The organism is Shuttleworthella satelles DSM 14600 (assembly GCF_000160115.1).
GTDB classification, from domain to species: domain Bacteria; phylum Bacillota; class Clostridia; order Lachnospirales; family Lachnospiraceae; genus Shuttleworthia; species Shuttleworthia satelles.
The window spans coordinates 176,854-197,849 of the sequence record NZ_GG665867.1; the positions used below are offsets into that span (position 1 = coordinate 176,854).

The window sequence follows — 20,996 nt, forward strand, 5'->3', positions numbered from 1 at the left end:
AGCATTAGCACAAAAGTAAATACACAAAACACGAACAATTGGCCTCCGTTTATCTCGTCATTCCATCAATGCGACAATCCGAATATGTTCGATTGCTGCCTTTCTTCCCTTCTCTGTCTTCAGGTCCTTCGGCAGCTGAATTGCCAGGACTATATCCGGATCTTCTTTAGCAGCATGTCCGGTCACCAGGTAATTCATGGTGGATCCGAGAACATCTGCCAGGATTGGGAGCATTGCCAGCGTGACTGCTCTCTTGTCATTTTCATATTCCGAGATGACGGACTTCTTATTCACCCCGATCCGGAACCCCATCTCCTCCTGGGACCATCCCTTCTGGATCCGTATTGCCTTGATCCTTCCGCCCATGGTACTTGTGTCGATTTCTGTGTTCTTCTGATTCATTCCCGCACCTTTCCGGTGCCTTCCAAAGCGGAAGCCTTCCGGAAAAGAGTGCTGGAATACCGGAGAGCGAGATTTTCCCCAAAAAACAGACGTCAAAAATCTGCAAACCACTGCCTTGGTTAGACTGGTTCTGGGCATGCCCGATTTTTGTACGTCTGTTCATATGTATTTTATTCAATTGTTGAAATTATATCACGAATCCAGAGCGGATGCAATATAATTCGAAACTTCACTATCAGGAATGCCCAACGCGAATCCAAGCTCTGTATATAAAGCCTCCTCCGCCATTTTCATATACCGGTCATCTGTGCTGGTCTTCTTTCTACCGATTTTTAATCGTTCCTGTCCCCGGTTATAGATGAATTTGAGCAGCCGAATCCATGCAGTATAGTTGTTGGTGCGCAGATACTACATAGTCAAGAAACTTATAAGTTATTGCTTCACCACTCTCCAAGAACCATCTCGTTTAGAACCTATACGTTCGATATATCCTTTCTTTTGTAACCCAGACAACGCCCTCTCAGCAGTCCTCTTTGTCACTTCCAACTTTTGAGCTATATCGTCTGCTGTAACGTAAGCGTCTTCCAGAAGTATGCCAATTGTCGCTTTTTCTGTTTTATTTAAACCGATATTCAAACCGACATTCAAACCGACATTCAAACCGACATTTTTCTTTGAAAGTTCCAACACCTTGCTATCAAAAGGAATTGTACATCGAATTAAATTTTCTTCGATTTCAAATACATTTGTTCCATATCTCTCTACTATTGTAGGAACACCATGTCCGGTATGTTCAGTCAATCCCATCGCTAAAAAGATTCTCATCAAAGTTGCGTTCCTTGGCTTACTGACACCTTCAAAAAATTGTTTCTCCGTTAATCCTTTTGTAAGCCCTCCATGAGAAACTATTTCAATACGATCAGAGTACATGGAAATCTGAGGTTCTGTAATAGTCCAATCATTATGCACAAGTGCATTAATTACAGCTTCATTAACAGAATCATAATCAAACAAATACTTATCTACCCTTGGTCGCACCGTAGTATCCGATATACATATGTTTTCAGCAAGTAAACGCGTTTTTATTTTGTTATAAGTGGTTAACAAACATCCACAGCCATAATCATTCCTTTCAGAAATAGCTGCCTTGTTATCACCTTGAAACTTTACAAAAATAAAAGGAATATTGTTTTTATCTGACAATAATTCAGCCAATAAATTATAGTCACCATTATCATTCTTCAGGCTTAGATTTGATTCAAAATCACCTCGATCAGTATGAAATCCTTTTTCTTCATAGTAAATCTTCAATTCGCGGAAAGATAGGTCTGCAAATCCAGACTTCTTTTTAAGCATATATTCCAAATCGGTAAAGTTTCTCTCATATCTAATTCGAATCTGTTCAGGTGTCATTTCTCGGCAAGTAGTACCTATTCGAACAGAACATCCACTAGATGAAAAGCCATACTTTTTTTGACAATATATGTTTTTACTGCCTTGGTTTACGTGGATATAAATAAGTGTATTTCCATCCTCAAATTTCAATTCTGAACGGATTTCATCCTGGGGATTAGGTTCAATCTGCATAGTGATTACATCAGATATTTTTTTCAAGGTTTCATCGACCTTTTCTACTCCAATCACTGTACCATCGTCTTTAACACCAATTACCAAGGTTCCTCCCTCAGTATTTAAGAAGGATACGATTTCCTTGCAAATTACATCTGTATATTTTTCTTTTAATTCTAATGTCTCAGACTCAATATATTCCATAAACGCCTCTACCGACATTTTATGATTTATACCGACATTTTTTTGTCGGTTTATAATTCAAAGTATATCACGCACCCCTACTATCCGAAGTACTTTTTATGCGACGTTTTTACATTATTCTGCTTAACCTGCGCATATCTCAATGTTGTATCTATTTTCTCATGACCTAATAGTTGAAGGTTACGTCTCATATTATCCAACGTAACCTTGCTTATTCCCTTTTCCCTCCTATAGTCAGAGAGAAAAGCTCTTATATCATCAGTATTTAACAGACACACATTCTTATCTACCGATGCTAATAGTTTCTCAATATTATGTTTATACAGTCCAAGAGTGAGCTCAGATCTACCTTCCAATCGCTTTACTGCTATAAATAATTCCAATAATTCTTCAGACGATTTTACATCCTCTATATCAGTATTATCCGATACTCCAGCCAAAATCTCTTGTAGCTTAACCATCTGAACATTGTCCAAGTATACAGATATCTTCTGAATGATTATGTTTATCTCTTCACGTGTAACCATAGCGTTCCTCCTATTCTACCAAAATAGACATCACCATCGATGTTCATTTTAATATTAGAACGTGGTACATAAAAAACATATCATTTATATTGAATTGCGAGTTAACTTAACGTACCAATATCTCGGTATTTTTATACTCTTATTTCTTCCTCGCATTGTTTAACAAGCTAAGTAGTCCCTTTTCCTTGATAATGGCAAGTCCCTGACCCTCATCGCCTAAAACAATAAGATTATCACCTGTATTAATATCAAATATCTTACGAGCCTTAGCTGGAATTACAATCTGTCCTTTATCACCTACCTTAACCATTCCAAAAATATGTTTTCCCTTTGGTGGTACTCCAAGCCCTAGATTATCTTCTTTGTTCTTATCATAAGAAATTAGATCATCTATACTAACCCCGAATGCATCTGCCAGTAACTTGCCTTTTTCAATATCCGGAAGAGATTCGCCGGTCTCATATTTAGACAACGTTTGTCTAGAAACTCCAATTTTCTCTGCCAGCTCTTCCTGGGAAAGATCATGATATTTTCTAAGTTCTATCAAATTATCTGCAAAGCTCATTTTTATTATTCACTCCTTGATTTTATTTTGTTTTATCCCTAAAACACACCATCGTAAAACAGGAATACGACTTATAATCTCATATAAAAATAATGCTCCTGTAATTCCTGATACCAACACCAACAGATATACTAAAAACACCGGCATCTGAGGTAGATACATTTTAATGTACCAGCTACTGATAGCAATTCCCAAATAGTGAAAAATATACATTCCCCAGGATTTTCTACACATCCATTTTGAAAAGTCATTTTCCGAATTGCCCCATTTTTTCATAAAAGTAAGAACACCAATTGTTCCAAACCAGGCATACATATTACAAAGAAATGTATCGAGCACTTCATGATCCGGATATGGTTTTCCCAGGTTAAATACTACAAACAAAATACAGAAAGCAACAGCCAGTAAACTAAAAATTATCCAGTATTTTTCTAATTTTTCCATTACCTCTTCGTGTGAAAAGATAAAATATCCCAGTAAAAATCCCAATCCATATATTCCAAATCTATATACAACAATAATGGGGGTATTCAATACCTGCGCCGCACCATATACAGAAATTCCAAGTAATACAATTATAAAAACATTAGTCTTTTTACCTAGATTATATAATCTGTCTTTTTCTATTTTTCTAATCCAGATCAAAATAACACTAAATAACCACAGCATCTGGATATACCACAGAGGCCCTATACCGCTGATACACATTATCAAGAATAAAATAGGCTTGGGCACAGTTCCCATTGTCTCAAATGCTCTACCGATAAGCATATTAAAATAGCCTAGGATCCACCAAAACACAAAAAGACCTATTGTGGAAGGCACAAGATATTTTCTAGTTCTATTGCGAATAAATCCACTTTCACCCTTAGCATCTAATTCAAAACGAGCAGCCATTCCCGAGACGACAAATAGCAGAAACATAAACCATGGGTATACAATATATTGAAAAATATCCTGAGGTTGCTTTTCGCTGAATGGTCCAATTACGCCATATGTAGTTACACCATTAAACATATAAATAACATGATATATTACAACGATTAATATTGTGATCCACCGTATATTATCAAGGTATGTCTTTCTCATAATAATACCACCTTTGCCATTATTCTTAACATCATTATATAAATAATTACTCCTCTCAGTCTAGCAAGAGGAGTTAACATTCATTAAGCAATCCTGTTAAAAATCATAGCAAAACACAGGTACATATTCGCAGTAGCATGTGGATTGGTGCCGTATGCTGAGGTGGCACGAAACTCATCTGATATCTGCTCTTCGCCTATCTTGGTTTTACTCATTGCTGTTCTCCTTTACGTTAGATTTGTGATATCTGTTGCCATGGATTCAAAACAAACAAAAAAAGAGGCACCTTCCTAGAATTTCTTCTAAGAAAGTGCCTCTTGGCATTCATGAAATATTCGTTATGTAACTTATCTGGACTTATCCGTTTTCATCTAAAAATGCGGATTCGTTACAATTTCGTTGTAATTCTCGTCCAAGACTTTATCTATGTCTGCAACTTGTTACACAAATCAAGTACGTTTTAGTACAGCTTAGCACCTGCAGGGATGTGGTTATCAACCATGAGAAGGTGAAGTTCTTCCTCATCGCTGTCCTTCTTATTGTTTACTGCAGAAAGCAGCATACCACAGGACTCAATACCCATCATTGCTCTAGGTGGAAGGTTTGTGATTGCGATCAGAGTCTTTCCAACCAGCTCTTCAGGCTCATAATAAGCGTGAATACCAGAAAGGATCGTTCTGTCTGTGCCTGTTCCATCATCCAGTGTGAACTGAAGAAGCTTCTTGGACTTTGCAACAGCCTCACAAGCCTTAACCTTAACTGCTCTGAAATCAGACTTGCTGAAGGTATCGAAGTCTACTTCTTCCTCAAACAGAGGCTCGATCTTCACATTGGAGAAGTCGATCCTGTTATTTGGAGTGAAGAATCCATTATTGTCAGATGCTGCTTCGTCGTTCTTTTTGTCCTTATGTACTTGAGTGTTATCCCTACGATCGCTCTTGAGTGTCGGGAATAGAAGAACATCGCGAATGGCTGGGCTATCGGTCAAAAGCATCACAAGACGGTCAATCCCGTAGCCGATGCCGCCTGTAGGAGGCATGCCGATCTCCATGGCATTTAAGAAATCCTCATCCGTGTGGTTGGCCTCCTCGTCACCGGCTGCTGCCAGGGCATCCTGCTCCGCGAAACGCTCTCTCTGATCAATGGGGTCATTGAGTTCGGAGTAAGCATTGCACATCTCGCGGCCATAGATATAGAGTTCGAAGCGCTCTACCTTGGACGGGTCTTTGGTGCTCTTCTTGGTCAAAGGAGAGATCTCCACAGGGTGATCCATGATAAAAGTGGGCTGGATCAAAGACTCCTCGCAATTCTCCTCGAAGAAGAGATTGATGATATCCCCCCTCTTGTGATGGGGCTCATAAGCGATGTGATGCTCATCAGCCAGCTTCCGGGCCTCCTCCAGAGTCTTCACCTGATCGAAGTCAATCCCCGTCTTCTCCCTGATGGCGTCAATCATCGTCAGACGGCAAAAGGGCTTGCCCAGGTCAATCTCAGTCCCCTGGTAAGTGATCCTGGTACTGCCGCAGACCTTCTCAGCCAGATAGCGGAACATGGACTCCGTCAGTTCCATCATTCCGTTATAGTCAGTGTAAGCCTGGTAGAGTTCCATGAGCGTAAACTCAGGGTTATGCCGGGTGTCAACACCCTCATTACGAAAGACGCGGCCGATCTCGTAGACGCGCTCCATGCCGCCCACAATCAGCCTCTTTAAGTAGAGTTCCAGGGAGATACGGAGTTTAACATCCTCGTCGAGGGCATTGTAATGGGACTCAAAGGGACGCGCTGCTGCCCCACCGGCATTTGATACCAGCATGGGGGTCTCAACCTCCATGAAATCGCGGCCATCCAGGAAATTGCGGATCTCCTTTATGATCTGGGATCTCTTGACAAAGGTATCCTTGACCTCTGGGTTCATGATCAGGTCCACATATCTCTGCCGGTAGCGGGTATCCGTATCCGTCAAGCCGTGGAATTTCTCCGGCAAGGGCTGCAGGGATTTGGACAAAAGCGTCACTTGACTGGCATGAACGGAAATCTCTCCCATCCTGGTGCGGAAAACCACCCCGACAACACCCAGGATATCCCCCACATCGTACTTCTTGAAAAGCGCGTAGTCCTCCTGACCCAGATCATCACGAGTCACATAGATCTGCATGTCTCCCTTGAGGTCACGAATATTGGCAAATGAGGCCTTGCCCATGACCCGCTTAAACATCATACGGCCTGCAATCTTGACCTCTTTTCCCTCCAACTCCTCAAAATGCTCGCGGATATCGACACTGTGATGTGTCTGATCGAACTTTGTGATCACAAAGGGATCCCTGCCCATCTCCCGCAGCATGGCGACCTTCTCGCGGCGCACCTTCCTGAGCTGGTTGGTATCCTGCTTCTTATTCTGCTCTTCCATAATCTCTCCTTATATGAACCGGGAATTTATAATCGTGACGGAAGATTTCATCTCCATGAATGAAGCCGACCGCCATAATTCGTCGCTGCATATCCCGCAGGCGCGAATATGGTGGCCGGCCTTCTCTTTCGGCCCTGATGACCTGTCTCTGATCTTTCCCTTTATTCGTCATGTGAAATGGACAGGATCTTGTACTTGAAGCTTCCTGCCTCTGTCTCAACGGTAACTGTTTCGCCTGCCTTGTGGTGAAGGATGGCCGCCCCTACGGGAGACTCATTGGAGATCTTTCCGCCCAGGCTGTTGACCTCTGTCGAACCCACAATCTTGTAGGTCAGTTCCTCATCGTACTCCAGATCCAAAAGGGTTACGGTGGAGCCGATATTGACAATGGACTTGTCCACGATATCGTCCGCAATCTCTGCATTTTTTAAGATCTTTGTGATCTCATTGATCCGGTTCTCGATCTGCCGCTGCTCCTCCTTGGCCGCCTCATACTCGGCATTCTCGGACAGGTCTCCCTGCTCACGCGCCTCAGCGATATCTCTGGAATTCGCCTTACGCTTATTAGTCTTCAGATCCTCAAGCTCTGCCTCTAACTTCTGCAGACCCTCATAGGTCATCAGATTCTTTTTTGCTTCTGCCATGATCTCTCCTCACCCGGGCTCCTGCCCCCTTGCACGCTCTCGCCCGCATCTCATAAAAATACCCCTACGCGTAAGCACAGGGTTATATATGCTCAAAATTATAGGAAGATGCCAAACAAATGTCAAGATAGCGTTCCCGGGCCGATTGAGTACGGGCGTTCCCTGACCGCCTCGATCCCGATGGTCCCGATTGATCTCCTCTCGACGCTCACGGGCTGCCACTATCACAATGATATACCTCGTGTCTTTATCTCTATCGGTCTCCTCCAGATACACACAAACCGCCAGGCTTCACGAAAGGCCAAAGTACGCCCGAAACAGCTGCTCCAGGTCCTCGTAGGTCTCCACATCGTTGACCATGCCCCTGAGCCTGGCCGACCTGGGATAGCCCGCTGTATACCAGGCGGCCTGCTTTCGCATCTCCCGGATTCCTAAATATTCCCCCTTCAGATCGCACATCATCCTGGCCTGGCGCAGCATTGTGTCGCACATCTCCTGAGGACCGGGTTTGACAGGCTCCTCTCCCTCCTGATAGAAGTGGAGGATTTGCCTGAAAATCCAGGGATTTCCCTGGGCCGCGCGGGCGATCATGTAAGCGTCCACTCCGGTCTGCTCATACATGGCCTGCACATCGGCCGGACTCTTGATATCGCCGTTTCCAATGACCGGGATAGAGACTGCTTGCTTGACTCTTGCGATCTGCTCCCAATCAGCCGCCCCCATATAGAACTGATCTCTGGTCCTCCCATGAACCGCCACCGCCGCCGCCCCGGACTCCTGGGCGATATGTGCCATCTCCACAGCATTGATCGTGTCCGGGCTGACTCCCAGACGAATTTTGACGGTCAGGGGCTTATGAATGGCGCCTGCCACGGCCTCGATAATCTGCCCCGCCAGAAGCGGATTCCTGAGCAGGGCCGACCCGTCTCCGTTATTGAAGACCTTTGGGACCGGGCAGCCCATATTGATATCTAAGATGTCCCAGTGCAGGTCTTCGATTTGTCTGGCCTGTTCCGCCATAATGACAGGGTCAGACCCAAAAATCTGCAGGGAAACCGGCCGTTCCTCGTCCGAAACCTTCAGGAGCTCCTTCGTATTTCTGTTCTTGTAGGCAATCGCCTTGGCAGAGACCATCTCGGTACAGACAAGCCCCGCCCCCTGCTCGTGACAGAGCAGACGAAAAGGGAGGTCACTCACCCCCGCCATCGGCCCCAAGATCAGATTATTGGCCAGATTGACACTGCCGATGGTCAGAGGATGAATCACTGCATTTTCTCTCCCATCCTTCCTTTCCTTCGCCTGTGCCCTCTCTGTCATCCGTCCTCCTCTTCTCTTTTATGTCTTGAGCGACCCGTTCACAAATTGCATCAGCGATCCCGTTCGTCCCCGACATCAACCATTCCTCTTACCTATGCCATCAGACAGCCCTCTCGCATGCGCCATTAGCCATTCCTCTTGCATACGCCATCAGGCAGTCCTCTCGCATGCGCCATCAGCCATTCCTCTTGCATACGCCATCAGGCAGTCCTCTCGCATACCCAATCAACCGCCGAATCCGCCTGCTCTCCCGCAGTCCCTATTTCCTATCCCCGGTCGGTTTTGTTATCTTTCTGACTGCCGCTTTTCATATACCATCTCATATGCAGCTGCCGTCATATACAGCGGGTTCATATGTCAAATACCCTCTATTTTTGAACCCGTCTTCTCTGCTTCTGATATATGATCTTTAATCCCAGCAAAGTCAGGTTGGGATCATAGATATCTATACAGTCGGTCTCCTTGGCGATCATCCCCCCCAGGCCGCCGGTAGCGATGACTTTGACCTTCTGATAACCGGACGCGCGGATCATCTCCCTGACGATATACTCGGTCTGGCCGATCTGTCCGAAGATCAAGCCCGCCTGCATGGAGGAAATGGTTTCTTTTGCAAGAATACTCTTTGGCTTAGTCAGCTCCACCTCGGGCAGCTTGGCCGCCCTTTCCCAGAGAGCTGAGGCGGAGATGCGAATCCCCGGTGCTATGACTGCCGCCTCAAAGGCCCCGTCGTCTCCAATCAGGTCATAGGTGGTCGCCGTTCCATAATCCAAAACCAGACAGGGGCCTCCGTAGATCTCATAGGCCCCGGCAGCGTCCACAATGCGGTCTGCGCCGATCTGCTTCGGATTCTCCGTGACGATCCTGATGCCTGTCTTAATGCCGGCCTCTACCAGAAGCGGATGAATTCCGAAATATTTGTAGATGCCGTTGATTAAAGAGTAGTTGATTTTTGGTACAACCGAGGACAGGATACAATCCTCGACAGAGGAGGGATTCATCCCATTGTACTGCAGAATATCTGTCAGAATCACCCCGTACTCATCACTGGTCCGGTCTGATCGGGTCGTCATCCGGTAGGGCCCCCTCATCTCCTCACCGTCAAAAACTCCCAGAGTAATATTTGTGTTTCCAGCATCAACGCAAAGCAACATAGCAATTTCCTCAGTGACAACAGAAAATGATCCTGCTGTCCCCTCTCCTGTTCTTCCTCTCACTCCGCTCAATTTGATCACTAAATTTGATTATGAAAGGATTCCTTCTCTGACTGCAACTTTCCAACTGTCTCATGAGGCAGTCGAACTCTTCTGTTTATCGTATGCCCTGTAACGAATTTCTTACGCTTCCTCAGGGACTGCCTGTCCCAGCCGTGTGACCTTATAGTAGTTCTCTAAAGATTCCAGAAGTTCCCTCCGCTTGCGCTGCATTTCTCTGATCTTAAGCCCGCTCCCGATCTCGTCAAAGAGGGCGTCATCCTCCCTGTGATCAGCGCGAATCAGCAGGTCTCCATCCGGTGTGAAGACCAGCTCTATCTCTCCGCTGACCTCCGAGCTGTACATCACACACATAATCTTCAGATCCTCTTGAATGCCCTTGGGCAGAGAGGCAAATTCCGGATTGAAATAGAATTTCCTGCTGTAGGAACTTGCTCCACAGAGAACAGTCCCCCTCGTTATATCCGCCATTTTTTCACCCTTCATCTGTTTTTTCATTGATCCCGAGATGACATGCATCCGCCCCTCCAAAAGCGACACATCTCTCGGACATATCCAATCATTCCGGGTAGCTCATCTCATTCCGGGCAGCTCATCACAATTCCTATCCGCTCCCCAGAGGCACATAGCTCAGACATAGCCATAGAGCCCGCGCACATGAACCTCACCGGAATTAATCATTCGGCGTCTTCCCTCGCTTTCAACAATCAGTTCTCCCCGGCTGTTGACTCCCCGGCAAATGCCCTCATAGGCCCCGGCCGGATCCATAACCCTGACCCTCTGTTCCCGATTGACCAGACGTTCATTGTAATCCGAGAGAAAGAATTCCAAATCGGCCGTCTGCGAAAACTCCCGGTAGAGGTCGGAAAAATGCTCCCAAATGGACCGAATCAGCTTTCTGCGGCTGATATGAGAAATACCGGCACGATCACCCGTCTCCCGGTTGTCCGCATGCACAGATTCCCTGTGCCCAAAATCTGCTCCTTCCCGCAGGAGAACCGCCTCATCTAAGGAGATCGCCTTGTCTGCGATCTGCGGGTCGTAGCTTCTCTGGTGAACATTGATCCCAATGCCGACAAGCACATAGCGGGCTCTGCCCCCCTCGGCCGCCATCTCTGTCAGAATGCCTGCCGCTTTCCTGCCCGCGATCACAATATCGTTGGGCCATTTGATCCGGCTTTCAATTCCTGTCTCCTCCTCAATTGCGAGGACTGTCGCCATGGCCGCCAAGAGGGTTAATCTGGGGACAGCCTCCATGGGCAGTGTATCCGGATGCAGGAGCATGGATGTCGATATCGACGTTCCCGCCGGAGACTGCCAGCTGTGGCCGCTTCTCCCCCGACCGGCGGTCTGCTGATTGGCGGAGACAACATATCCCTCCGGAAGAACGCTCTGACTGCTCCTCCTCTTCAATTCACTGTTGGTAGAGTCGATTTTCTCAATCCAGTCATAGGAAATCTGCATGCTTGATCTCTTTTCATCGCGGCATGGTCGCGTACATGATGGCCTTGATCGAGTGCATACGATTCTCCGCCTCCTCAAAGACCACACTGGCAGGGCTCTCGAAGACTTCGTCTGTCACTTCCATCTGACTCAGGCCAAATTTCTCGTAAATCTGGCGGCCCAGTCCGGTTCCAAGATCATGGAAGGCAGGCAGGCAGTGCATAAAGAGACAGGTATCCCTGGCGTAGGACATCGCTTTCGCGTTCACCTGATAGGGAAGCAGGTCACAAATCCGTTGCTCCCAGATCTCAAAGGGTTCCCCCATGGAGACCCAGACGTCCGTGTATATCACGTCCGCGTCCCTGCAGCCCGCCTCTACATCACTTGTCAGAGTCACGCTTCCGCCGCTGGCCTCACAGATTTTCTTGCTGTAATCAACCAGCTCCCGGGAAGGAAAGCAGTTGGGATGAGAACAGAGGACATAGTGCATGCCGAGCTTGGCACAGGTCACCATGAGAGAATTGCCCATATTAAAGGAACCATCCCCCATAAAGACGAATTTCCTTCCCTCAAGCTCTCCCAGACGCTCCTTGATTGTCATCATATCCGCAATCATCTGCGTGGGATGAGACTCGTCCGTCAGACCGTTCCAGACGGGAACTCCCGCGTACTTGGCCAGCTCCTCGACAATCTCCTGTCCAAAGCCCCGATACTCAATCCCGTCAAACATCCTTCCCAGGACACGGGCGGTATCCTTGATCGACTCCTTCTTGCCGATCTGGGAGCCGGATGGATCCAGATAGGTTGTATGCATGCCCAGATCCGCCGCAGCCACCTCGAAGGCACAGCGGGTTCTGGTCGAAGTTTTCTCGAAAATCAGGGCAATATTCTTGCCGAAAAGCTCTGCGCTCTGGTCAATCCCCTCTCGCTTCTCTCTCTTGAGACGAATGGCAAGATCAATCAGACTCCTGATTTCTTCCCCGGAAAAATCCTTCATCTTCAGCAGATTTCTTCCCTGTAAATTCATGTTCTACTCCTGTAAAAATCAGCGCGGCTTCAGGCTGTTCCCTCTGCCCGCAGTTGACCTGTCCTACGTCCCTTTTGGCTCGCGGTCCGGTTAAATTCCGCTTCATTATATCCCAGTTCCGCTTTTCTGTGAATTCTGTAGAGCAAAGGAAAAACTGCATGAAAACGGCACCACTGGTCCCCATTTCCACACAGTCTTTCTCATTGCTCTCGCATTTTCATTCGTCCCCGGCAAAGCCCTATGCGATCCGCTCTTATATCACTTCAGACGAGGTGAACGGATATCGGTCTTTGCGGCCTCACTGGCAGACTTGGTAGTTACCTCATGATTAATGGAACGAGTGGTCACAGAAGCCTCTATGCCTCCTTTCCCGGTATCGGAGTGAATGCACGGATCTGCAGTCGTGTCGACATTGGGGTTTGGTGCCTTATCGACAGGCGTATAATCTCCGATCCCCAGCGCCTCGCCGGCAAGTCCCAAATTGGCAATGGTACTGCTGATATCAGAGGGCATAAAGATCTTAGTGGCGCGGCCGTCCGCCACATCCTTCAGGGCCTCCAGTCCCTTGAGCTTGAGGACGCCCTCGCTGACCTTGGACTCATTTAACATCTTGACACCGGCTGCCTCTGCCTCATATACAAGCTCAATTGACTTGGCGCGGCCTTCTGCCAAAGCGATCTGCGCTTCCTTCTCCGCCTCGGCGGCCAGGATCTTGGCCTTCTTATCTCCCTCGGCGCGACTGACAACGGCCTCCTGATGCGCCTGCGCCTCAAGGACGGTCTGCCGCCTCTCTCTCTCCGCCCGCATCTGCTTGGTCATAACCTCCTCGATCTCGCGGGGCGGCTGAATATTCTTGATCTCAACACGGGTTACCTTGATTCCCCAGGCATCAGTCGCCTCATCCAGAACGGCCTGCATCTTGGCGTTGATCTGCTCGCGGGAGGTCAGGGTCGCGTCCAGCTCCATCTCTCCTATGATGGAACGAAGGGTAGTCGCTGACAGATTCTGCAGACCTGCCAGGGGATTCTCAACTCCATAGGTATAGAGCTGGGGATCAAAGACCTTGCAGAAGACGACGGAGTCGATCTGCATGGTAACATTATCCTTGGTGATAACGGGCTGGGGCGGGAAATCAAACACCTGCTCCTTGAGCGAAATGTTCTTGACCACCCTCTCAATAAAGGGTACCTTCAGATGAAGGCCGGCATCCCAGGTCGCCTTGTAACGGCCAAGGCGCTCAATCACATTTGCGTGGGCCTGCGGTACGATACGTACGTTGGACACCAACAGCGCCAGAACAATGATAAGGATGACAATTCCTATAATTTGTGACATATCTTACCTCCTCGTTTCCAGTCTCTGCTCCATCACATATTGGAAGATCACTGTCCCCATTATATCAGACAGGTCCTTTATATTCCTTAACAAAAACTGAAAAATTGACTTTTATCCAACCCCGGATAGACTTAAGATATTGATTGTCCCTCTTCTCTCTGATGGCAGCGATTCAAATGACCTTTTGCTATATCAATGATTGTGGCAGTCCCGCGAAAAAGGAGTGTTTCATATGAAGAAAATTGTACTGACCGGCGGCGGAACAGCCGGTCATGTGACCCCCAATATCGCCCTTCTTCCCCGTCTGCGAGAAGAAGGGTATCAGGTAGAGTACATCGGTTCTTATCACGGAATGGAGAAAGGGCTGGTTCAGAAGGCCGGCCTGTCCTATCATGGCATTTCCTCCGGCAAATTGCGCCGCTATTTTTCCCTGAAAAACGCCACCGATGTTCTCCGCGTCGCCAAGGGCTACTTTGAGGCTCTCTTTCTTCTGAAGCGGCTTCGCCCCAATCTCGTCTTTTCCAAGGGCGGCTTTGTCTCTGTCCCCGTCGTCCTGGCGGCCAAAACCCTTCATATTCCCGCCATCATCCATGAATCCGATATGACGCCGGGCCTGGCCAACCGCATCGCCATGCGGGGGGCCGTCAAGGTCTGCTGCAACTTCCCGGAAACGCTCAAGTACCTGCCCAAAGACAAGGCCGTGCTGACAGGATCTCCCATTCGTCAGGAACTGCTGCATGGCGATCCTTCCAGAGCTTACGCCTTCACCGGCTTTTCCCATGACAAGCCCGTCCTTCTCATTATCGGAGGATCCCTGGGCTCCGTCTTCATCAATCGCGCCGTGCGCGGTTCTCTGGATCAGCTCCTGGACCAGTATCAGATCATCCACCTCTGCGGCAAGGGAAACCTGGATGCCTCCCTGGACAATCGCGAAGGCTATCGCCAATATGAATATATCTCTGAAGAATTGCCCGATCTTTTCGCGGCTGCTAGCCTGATCGTCTCCAGAGCCGGCGCCAACGCCATTTGTGAGCTGCTCTCTCTGCGCAAGCCCAATATTCTGATTCCTCTCTCCGCCGCTGCCAGCCGCGGAGATCAGATTTTAAACGCACGCTCTTTCGAAAAGCAGGGCTTCTCCTACGTCATAGAGGAGGAGGCATGCAATGAGGAGAGCTTAGCAAAAGCCATTGATTATGTCTCTGAGCATGCCTCTGACTATATCTGCGCCATGGAGGACTCCGGTCAGATGGATTCCATCGGAAAGATTATGGACCTGTTTGAGACCGTCGCCCGATAAGATTTCTTCGATTCCAAAACGCTCTGAAACGCTCTGATCCTGAAACGCTCACGGAAAAAAATTGTCTTAACCACCTTCTCGATCCCCTGATAGGGGTTCCCCCGGCCCCGGCAGCTTTTCTTCCCGGTTGAAAACTCTGATCTCTTCTTCTGACTAGCGGATTTGACGGGCCAGTTTTTCTCTGATCGCCTTAATCTCCTCCTCTGAGAGTCCTCTTTGCTTCCAGAGCAGGAAGCCCTGGTTATTGGGGGCATTTTTATAGCGGGGGATCAGGTGCATGTGAAAATGAAACACGGTCTGACCGGCAATCTCGCCATTATTCTGCAGAATGTTAAACCCGTCACAGCCAAGCGTCTCCGTCATGGCACAGGCCATTTTCCGGGCCAGGGGAAAGAGCCTGGCGGCAAGGGTATCGTCCAGTTCATAGATATCAGCATAATGCTCCTTGGGGAGAATCAGCGCATGTCCCTCGCTGGCAGGATTGGCGTCTAAGATGACGCGAAAATCCTCATCCTCATAGATGGTGTTCGCGGGGATCTGTCCGTTGGCAAGCTTACAGAAAATACAGTCGTCTCTCTTCATCGTCCTGGCTCCTCGATTGTCCTATCCTCTCACAGGTGAATTTCACAGGCTCATTATAGGACTTGCCCTAGCGGAAGGCAAACGGTTCCCCGGCGAAGAAGACCTCTTCCCCCATGGAAAGACGGTGCTCCTGATGGGGCGCGAGCCAGACCTCCTCCCCCCGTATTTGACAGAAGGTTCCGTTCAGTGAGGATAAATCCTCCAGATAGACCCCGTCTCTCTTTCGATACAAAACCGCGTGCATGCGGCTGATCCCCGGGCTCTTTAAAATGACCTGGTTATCCGGTCCTGACCCAATGTGACAGGTCAGCCCCTGCATCTGAAAGCTCTCGAATCCTCCTCTTCCCTGATATTCAAAAAAGCCCCGGGCACAATGAGGCTCTTCTCCTGACTCCTCCCTCTCTTTTCTTCCCGGCTCCAGCAAAACCGTCTCGTCCGATTCCAGCCGATCCTCATCAAAATGCACTGGAATCTCCTCTTTGGCCGGCGGAATCAAAACACTCGCCCTCTGACTCAGGCGTTCTGTCAGCCCCTTCTTCCTCTTGACAGCGGAACCAAGGCCCGATAACAGGCGCTGAAGCATCCCCTTCAGCGGAGACTGCGCTTCCAGCAGCTCAAGTGGAATCATCTGGTCAGACTCTTCTAAGTGACGCTGAAAAAGGCGGGTGACCGCATCCGCCGAAGAGACGTCTTCCCGGTTACTGATGTCTTTGATGAGAGGCTCTTCTTCCCCCGGGGATTTCTCTTCTGCCTCTTCCTCTTCGCATTCTTCTCTCACTTCCTCCGCCGGGATCTGTTCCAGCAGATCCCGGATGCGACAGGAATCCGCGGCGAGCATCTCGTACAGCTGATAGCAGGTCTCGCGCAGTCTCTCATCTCCATGGTCCAGAACCAGGAGCAAATACTCAAATACGGAGAGCAGACCTCCCTCCCCCTCGGGAATATCAATCGGGCAGTAACAGAGGCTCACTCTCCCGCTCCCCTGATGAAGATCCAGATAGAGACTTTCGGCGGACAGATAGATGGATCGCTCCGAGATCAGATAGCGGTCCAGTTCTCCATAGGCCTGTGCCAATCCGAGAAGAATCCTTCGCAAAAGAGTCAGATCCAGTCCTCCCTCTTGTTCAAGATAGTCCTTGAGCGCACGTTTCCCACTGATATCGTACCAGACCTGCCTCTGTTCATTCTGGTCAACCAGGTGAAAGGGAAGAAGGCAGGACAACTGCTGCCTCTGCAGCATCCGGTCTTCATACCCCTCCTCTGACGGTCTGCCCTCCAGGATCATATAAATCTTCTGTCTGTTTCTGGAATAGCGGTAATTCATAATCACTTCCCCCGAAGATTTCCGATGACATCTGCCGCTGCCCTGGCCAGACGAAAGCGGTCCGCCGCCTCTGACGGGCTTCTGCCGCGAAATTGTCCCGCGATTGAGCGAACCGACTCTGCGCCGGCTCGAAAGACCTCAAAGGACAGCAAAATCCCTCCCGCGATCAAAAGCAGCGAAATCGAGATAATCAGCGAAGCTTCTATCGTGTATGCGGCAGGTACCCATAGATCATCCTTGTATTTCATTTCCTCTTCTGCTCCTCTCAGAATCCTGACAGCGATCCTGTCCCATATCCCATATCTCAGCTTTTTCTCTTGATTCAAGCCCTGCGCAGGCCTGATACAGGACTCTATTTGCGCTTCCCGAATCTTTTTTTGATGTCTTTTGTTTGTTGCCTTTTGTTCACTGTCCTTTGTTCACTGTCCCTTATTCGCTGTAAAGACGCTGTAAACAAAAGAAATGACCTTATTTGAAAAGCTCAGCTCAAAAGACCAGGAAGGATCCTACAGAACACTTCTATGGCCAGGCCTGTCAGACTCAAAACAGGAGCAAAGGGGAGCGCGTAATTTCGCAGTCGATTCCCTCTCTCCTTCCCTCTTCCCATCCGCCAGACAAAAAGGCCCAGGCCTGCCGCCGCAAACGAAGCAAACCAAAAGATCAGCAGGGCCTCTCCAAAGCCCAGCGCTGTTCCGAGAAGCGCCACAAGAAGCGCATCCCCCATGCCGATCGCATTCCGACTCAGAATCGAGACCAGAATGAGTAAAAGTCCCAGGAGAAGCCCTCCTCCCACTTCCCGAACCGTCAATTCTCCCACCAGGAGATTCCCTGCCCCCGCCAGAAAAATCCCCGCCGCAGGAAGCGGCCAGAAAATCCGCCGATAGCGCAGATCCTGCCAGGAAGCTATGGCAAGAATGAGACCAAGCAAAAGATACCGCGCAAGTATGTATTTCCCTTCCATAGTCCTCCTTCTTCCCTTTCCTCACCAGGACGATCTACACACCAGGATGATCAGCGGCCTTGCTTATTTCGCAAATCCTGCAGCTCCTGCCTATCTCGCAGACCCTGCAGCCCCTGTCCCTCTCTAAGCTCCTGCGGCTCCTGCCTATCTCGCAGACCCTGCAGCTCCTGTCCCTCTCTAAGCTCCTGCGGCTCCTGCCTATCTCTAAGATCCTGCGGCTCCTGCTCCTCTCGCAGCTCCTGTGGGCCCTGCCTCGGTCCCACCCTGTCCCGCACAACGGGGACAGGCATGATAGCCCCGCGCCAGGGCCTCTGAGAGAGATATATGACAGACATGCCGTCTCAGGGCCGGACTGTCCAGGCGATCGTGATAGACCAGCCCGTCCTCTGTGATATAAAAGATGCGATTTTCCTCCTCTTTTCCGATATGTTTGGGACAGGAGGGCCCCGGCTTATATTTTGCCCCGGCATCATTTCTCGCCTTGGACAGATCCTTTCCCAAAATCGAGTGAATCCGCGGATTCAAGTAAACGCAGGCGGGATCCCTGTGGTAGGCGACGCCGCTGGCTGTCACATAAACCATCTCTCCTGTCTCTTTTTTCTCCATAGGATCCCAGCCTGTCCAGCGCCGTTGGCTTGCGGTCGCTGTCATCCTGGCTTTCCTTTGTCCCAGGAGAGGAATCGGCAGAGCGATCTGATATTCTGCCACAGCGCAAATCTCTCTCTCGTCGATCCGGCTTTTCGCATAGGAAATTCCCAGCCATTTGCCCCGAATCAGCCCGGGATTGACCCCCTTTTTCAGCAAATCGGCCTCTGTCAGAGCACCGATCTCCAGGGCGTTTTCCCCCTTCCCGGGGAGAAGGGCCATCTGTCTGGTCGCCTGGCGAAGAGAGGTCTGTATCTGAAATTGCAGAGTAAAGATCTGGATGAGGCAGATAGCCATGGCTATAGCCGCGATAAAAAGGGGAAGAAGGATGCTGGCCTCAAGGGTATAGGACGCAGAAAGTCCGGTCTTCCCCCATCGACAGCGAAAGCCCCCTTCGCTCCTGTCTGTATTTTCCGCGAAGGTGTGTCGAGGTGCCTCTATATGGAACAAATGATGTGATTTTGAATGAGCTGGTCGATGACACGATCTTGTGAAAAGAGAGATTTTTGAATTTAGGGTGAATAGGGTTCTGAAATGATTCCATAACAGATGTAGAGACACCTCGACACACCTCCTTTCTTCCTTATTTCATAGGGCAAACGCTAAATACAGGCCAACATTCCATGAATTTCATATGCAGAACAGTCTTCTATGAATCCCGGATGCGGGATATCTTCCATAAGATCAGCATATACAGCGTGATTTCAGATTCCTGTCAACCGCTCACAGGAGACTTACTGATAGGCGCAAGTCTCTTCATACTCCCTCTGATACCAGGGAAGCATGGTCTTCTTCGGCAGAATCTGAAAATACGTTCTGGCCTCATATCCATAGTGCATATTCAGTCCGCAAATCATATGATCCATCCGTGTCCCCCCATATGCCTCCTCCTGCCGAATGCTGGCCTCCATTAGATCCATCGCCCTTAAAGCGAGATCTCCACTGTCCGCGAGCAAGAGCAGGGCCATCAGATACATCTCATAACTAATCCCTGCGGAAGACTCTCTGGCTTTGACTGCCGTGTCCAGATAGATCGGAAACTCATAGATATCACTGGTCCACTCTGCCGGGCTTTTAAGAAGCGCGGCCTTTCCCCCGGTCAGAACCAGGCGGATATCCAGAATACTCTCCAGATAGGCCCAGGCCGCGACAATTCCTCCCTTGACCAATTGCAGGACTGCCGGATTTAACGTCGCTCCCGCCAAAAGCACTGCCAGCTCTTCAACCTGCGCCATCCGGGCTGGATCTCCCAGGAGGCACCTGCAGTTATCCAACTCGCGAAGGGCCAGCAGCCGACCCACCATAGCCTCCAGGTTCCGCTTGTCGCTCTCTTTCCCACAGAGGATGTACTCCATCTCATAAGAGAGGGCATGCCCCTTTCCCTGCTCCTTTCCGAAGCGGGAGAAATGATCCCGCAGGTAGAGGCGAAAAAGCCCCTGATCTTTCAGGTCTGTCTCTATCTTCTCCTCAGAGGTCCCCTGGAGCCTCTTCCTCTTCGACGGACAGTCCTTCCCGTCCGGCAGGCTCGCCTCTGACAGCTTATTGTCCGGAGGCAGAACCTGGGCGAGAATCGCCTTGCTCTTCCACTCCAGGGCAGTCCGTATCGGATTCGCCTTTGGCTTTCTTCCATTGGACGGGGAACGCTCTTTTTCTCCTGATTCCGCCTGATCCCCGCTCTTTTCTTCGCTTTTCTTCTCTGAGATGTCCGGGCTGTCCTTCGCCGATTTTCCCTCTTCCCTCTTCTCTTTTTGCACTTGCTCCAGGGCCCCTTGCCCCTCCTGCAGCATGGATGAAAGATCACGCTTATCAGACGTGGACTCCGCTCCCCGGACATAGTCTATGATTCGATCAATGCCGGTCTGTCCCAGCTGACCAACCTCCTGTCGCGCCGCCTGACGAATGAAGGGTCCTGCCCTCTGATCCGTCAGCAACTGATAGGAGCGTATCGCGCAAGAGGTCAGACTGGTCTGATAGAGCGTGTCCCCCAGTTCTTCCTCCAGGCGAACCCGAAGTCTCTGCTCCAGCTCTGACGGGTCAAACCGGTCTTGTCCATATCCGGCATCCATCCCGAGAATCCCATACTCCTCCCAGAGGATCCGATTGTATTCCCCCAGGGCTCCTTCTGTCGCATAAGTCGATAACTGCTTCTGCCCGGCGGCAAGGCCCAGGAGATGAACTCCCTCCGCAAGAGTCAGCAAAAGAGTCATAATCAGCATCAAGATCAGGCTCAGGAAAACCGTCACGGAGGCAGTCAGCCAATAAGACTCCTGCTCTGCTGGGTAATGGTCTTCCAGATATTGTTGACCAGATTTGTAATCTGCTTCTGAAAAATAATGACAATCCCGATCAGGACCACCAGAATCAGGATGATCTCCACCGTGCCGATTCCCTCTTCCTCCCATATAAATTCTCTTCCTTTTTCTCGTAACCAATCCATTCTTCTACCT

Annotated in this window: 22 protein-coding genes; 1 reads left to right on the forward strand and 21 read right to left on the reverse strand. The window is 49.2% G+C overall.

The features are described 5' to 3' along the window. Positions 1–57 precede the first annotated feature (57 nt). The 14 genes from GCWU000342_RS07585 to GCWU000342_RS07650 all read right to left on the reverse strand — a co-directional run bounded on the left by GCWU000342_RS07585 (position 58) and on the right by GCWU000342_RS07650 (position 13,740). On the reverse strand, positions 58–402 hold the full coding sequence (locus tag GCWU000342_RS07585) for a helix-turn-helix domain-containing protein (RefSeq protein WP_006906794.1): 345 nt from the start codon (positions 400–402) through the stop codon (positions 58–60). A 432-nt stretch (positions 403–834) separates the two neighbouring features. Next, positions 835–2,175, reverse strand: a complete 1,341-nt coding sequence (locus GCWU000342_RS07590) for an RNA-binding domain-containing protein (RefSeq protein ID WP_045000888.1) — start codon at positions 2,173–2,175, stop codon at positions 835–837. A gap of 80 nt (positions 2,176–2,255) precedes the next feature. Continuing rightward, positions 2,256–2,702, reverse strand: coding sequence for a phage integrase N-terminal SAM-like domain-containing protein (locus GCWU000342_RS07595; protein ID WP_006906796.1), 447 nt, complete (start codon positions 2,700–2,702; stop codon positions 2,256–2,258). A gap of 139 nt (positions 2,703–2,841) precedes the next feature. Further along, entirely contained in the window at positions 2,842–3,267 is a 426-nt protein-coding gene (locus GCWU000342_RS07600) for a helix-turn-helix domain-containing protein (protein WP_006906797.1), read from the reverse strand. Between the two features lie 9 nt (positions 3,268–3,276). Then, positions 3,277–4,356 carry an acyltransferase family protein gene (locus tag GCWU000342_RS07605; protein WP_006906798.1) on the reverse strand — a complete coding sequence of 360 codons (1,080 nt, stop codon included), beginning with the start codon at positions 4,354–4,356 and terminating at the stop codon, positions 3,277–3,279. Positions 4,357–4,439: 83 nt separating this feature from the next. After that, on the reverse strand, positions 4,440–4,571 hold the full coding sequence (locus tag GCWU000342_RS10850; RefSeq protein WP_278081713.1) for a hypothetical protein: 132 nt from the start codon (positions 4,569–4,571) through the stop codon (positions 4,440–4,442). A 245-nt stretch (positions 4,572–4,816) separates the two neighbouring features. Continuing rightward, entirely contained in the window at positions 4,817–6,763 is a 1,947-nt protein-coding gene (lysS, locus tag GCWU000342_RS07610; RefSeq protein ID WP_006906799.1) for a lysine--tRNA ligase, read from the reverse strand. A 161-nt stretch (positions 6,764–6,924) separates the two neighbouring features. Beyond that, on the reverse strand, positions 6,925–7,407 hold the full coding sequence (greA, locus tag GCWU000342_RS07620; protein ID WP_006906801.1) for a transcription elongation factor GreA: 483 nt from the start codon (positions 7,405–7,407) through the stop codon (positions 6,925–6,927). Between the two features lie 291 nt (positions 7,408–7,698). After that, positions 7,699–8,724, reverse strand: a complete 1,026-nt coding sequence (gene dusB, locus GCWU000342_RS07625; protein ID WP_006906802.1) for a tRNA dihydrouridine synthase DusB — start codon at positions 8,722–8,724, stop codon at positions 7,699–7,701. A 368-nt stretch (positions 8,725–9,092) separates the two neighbouring features. Continuing rightward, positions 9,093–9,875 carry a type III pantothenate kinase gene (locus GCWU000342_RS07630; protein WP_006906804.1) on the reverse strand — a complete coding sequence of 261 codons (783 nt, stop codon included), beginning with the start codon at positions 9,873–9,875 and terminating at the stop codon, positions 9,093–9,095. A gap of 183 nt (positions 9,876–10,058) precedes the next feature. After that, positions 10,059–10,421: a DUF6145 family protein gene (locus tag GCWU000342_RS07635; RefSeq protein WP_045001103.1), complete on the reverse strand. Its 363-nt coding sequence runs from the start codon at positions 10,419–10,421 to the stop codon at positions 10,059–10,061. A 144-nt stretch (positions 10,422–10,565) separates the two neighbouring features. Beyond that, positions 10,566–11,399, reverse strand: a complete 834-nt coding sequence (locus GCWU000342_RS07640; protein ID WP_006906807.1) for a biotin--[acetyl-CoA-carboxylase] ligase — start codon at positions 11,397–11,399, stop codon at positions 10,566–10,568. Positions 11,400–11,412: 13 nt separating this feature from the next. Continuing rightward, positions 11,413–12,405, reverse strand: coding sequence for an ornithine carbamoyltransferase (argF, locus tag GCWU000342_RS07645; protein ID WP_006906808.1), 993 nt, complete (start codon positions 12,403–12,405; stop codon positions 11,413–11,415). Between the two features lie 258 nt (positions 12,406–12,663). After that, on the reverse strand, positions 12,664–13,740 hold the full coding sequence (locus tag GCWU000342_RS07650; protein ID WP_006906809.1) for an SPFH domain-containing protein: 1,077 nt from the start codon (positions 13,738–13,740) through the stop codon (positions 12,664–12,666). Positions 13,741–13,972: 232 nt separating this feature from the next. On the opposite strand from GCWU000342_RS07650, the gene GCWU000342_RS07655 reads away from it, so the two are divergent. Next, a complete protein-coding gene (locus GCWU000342_RS07655; protein ID WP_045000890.1) occupies positions 13,973–15,037 on the forward strand; it encodes an undecaprenyldiphospho-muramoylpentapeptide beta-N-acetylglucosaminyltransferase in 1,065 nt (354 codons plus the stop codon). Between the two features lie 153 nt (positions 15,038–15,190). On the opposite strand, the gene GCWU000342_RS07660 is transcribed toward GCWU000342_RS07655, so the two are convergent. From GCWU000342_RS07660 to GCWU000342_RS07690, 7 genes are all read right to left on the reverse strand, one after another. Continuing rightward, the gene (locus GCWU000342_RS07660; RefSeq protein ID WP_006906812.1) at positions 15,191–15,619 is read right to left on the reverse strand and encodes an HIT family protein; all 429 of its coding nucleotides are present in this window, start codon (positions 15,617–15,619) and stop codon (positions 15,191–15,193) included. 67 nt (positions 15,620–15,686) lie between these two features. Further along, positions 15,687–16,943: a DUF6382 domain-containing protein gene (locus GCWU000342_RS07665; protein WP_006906813.1), complete on the reverse strand. Its 1,257-nt coding sequence runs from the start codon at positions 16,941–16,943 to the stop codon at positions 15,687–15,689. A gap of 2 nt (positions 16,944–16,945) precedes the next feature. Next, positions 16,946–17,191, reverse strand: coding sequence for a hypothetical protein (locus tag GCWU000342_RS07670; RefSeq protein ID WP_156784531.1), 246 nt, complete (start codon positions 17,189–17,191; stop codon positions 16,946–16,948). Positions 17,192–17,424: 233 nt separating this feature from the next. Further along, positions 17,425–17,904 (reverse strand): prepilin peptidase, encoded by a 480-nt coding sequence (locus tag GCWU000342_RS07675; protein ID WP_006906816.1) that lies wholly within the window; start codon positions 17,902–17,904, stop codon positions 17,425–17,427. Positions 17,905–18,108: 204 nt separating this feature from the next. Further along, positions 18,109–18,846 carry a hypothetical protein gene (locus GCWU000342_RS07680; RefSeq protein ID WP_156784532.1) on the reverse strand — a complete coding sequence of 246 codons (738 nt, stop codon included), beginning with the start codon at positions 18,844–18,846 and terminating at the stop codon, positions 18,109–18,111. Between the two features lie 437 nt (positions 18,847–19,283). Then, positions 19,284–20,765, reverse strand: a complete 1,482-nt coding sequence (locus tag GCWU000342_RS07685) for a DUF5702 domain-containing protein (RefSeq protein ID WP_006906819.1) — start codon at positions 20,763–20,765, stop codon at positions 19,284–19,286. 35 nt (positions 20,766–20,800) lie between these two features. Then, positions 20,801–20,986, reverse strand: coding sequence for a Flp1 family type IVb pilin (locus GCWU000342_RS07690; RefSeq protein ID WP_006906820.1), 186 nt, complete (start codon positions 20,984–20,986; stop codon positions 20,801–20,803). Positions 20,987–20,996 lie beyond the last annotated feature (10 nt).